This window comes from Novosphingobium pokkalii, from assembly GCF_014652855.1.
GTDB lineage: Bacteria > Pseudomonadota > Alphaproteobacteria > Sphingomonadales > Sphingomonadaceae > Novosphingobium > Novosphingobium pokkalii.
Map to the genome: position 1 here is coordinate 1 of NZ_BMZP01000053.1, position 1,200 is coordinate 1,200.

1 protein-coding gene is annotated in these 1,200 nt (G+C 61.8%); it reads left to right on the forward strand.

The genetic code is table 11. From position 1 onward, the window contains the following. A partial coding sequence (locus tag IE191_RS20900; protein ID WP_229815746.1) for an IS256 family transposase occupies nucleotides 1-1,200 on the forward strand: 1,200 nt, incomplete at both ends.

Here is a 1,200-nt window from a genome sequence, read left to right on the forward strand (position 1 = left end):
CCCGACGCAAAGAACCTGCGGTTCCGTCCGATTTGCTGGATCAACTTCTGGCTGGCGGCGATGCCGCGTCAGCCCTTCAGCAGGGTGGCCTGCTGGATTCGCTGAAGAAGGCGCTGGCCGAACGTGCACTCAATGCTGAGATGGATCATCATCTTGGGCACGCCGACCAGGCCGGCAACAACCGTAATGGCTATGGCCGCAAGACGGTGGTCACGGACACCGGTAAGATCGAGATCGAGGTACCCCGCGACCGGCAGGGCAGCTTTGATCCGCAACTGATCGCCAAGTACCAGCGCCGGTTCCCCGGCTTCGACGACAAGATCATCTCGATGTATGCCCGCGGCATGAGCACCCGGGAGATCACCGGACATCTGCGCGAGCTATACGGCATAGACGTTTCACCCGACCTCATATCGACCGTCACCGACGCCGTGATCGAGGAGGTTGCCGCCTGGCAGGCCCGGCCACTGGATCAGGCTTATCCGCTGGTGTTCTTCGATGCCATCCGGGTCAAGATCCGCGACGAGGGGATGGTCCGCAACAAGGCGATCCACATCGCGCTGGGCGTGCTGGCCAATGGCACCAAGGTCGTCCTGGGCCTGTGGATCGAGCAGAACGAAGGGGCCAAATTCTGGCTGCGCGTCATGAACGAGCTCAAGAACCGGGGCGTCGAGGACATCATGCTGGCTGTCGTCGATGGTCTCAAAGGCTTCCCCGACGCGATCACCGCCGTGTTCCCGGAAGCGATCGTCCAGACCTGCATCGTTCATCTGCTGCGCAATTCGATGGACTTCGTCTCCTGGAAAGACCGCAAACCGCTGGCTGCCGCATTGAAGAGCATCTACCGCGCAGTCGATGCCAAGGCCGCCGAGGAAGCGCTCGCGGCCTTCGAGGAAGGCGAATGGGGCCGGCGCTACCCAGCGATCGGTCAGATATGGCGCCGGGCGTGGAGCGAGGTAATCCCCTTCTTCGCGTTCCCCGACGAGGTCCGCAGGATCGTCTACACCACGAATGCTATCGAGGCCCTGAATGCCCAGCTCCGGCGGGCGGTCAGGGCCAGAGGACACTTCCCCAGCGACGATGCAGCAACCAAGCTGCTCTATCTGATCTTGAACCGATCAGAAAAAGAGTGGACGATGCCGCCGCGTGAGTGGTCCATGGCAAAGGCCCAGTTCGCCGTTCTGTTCGGCGAACGCTTCA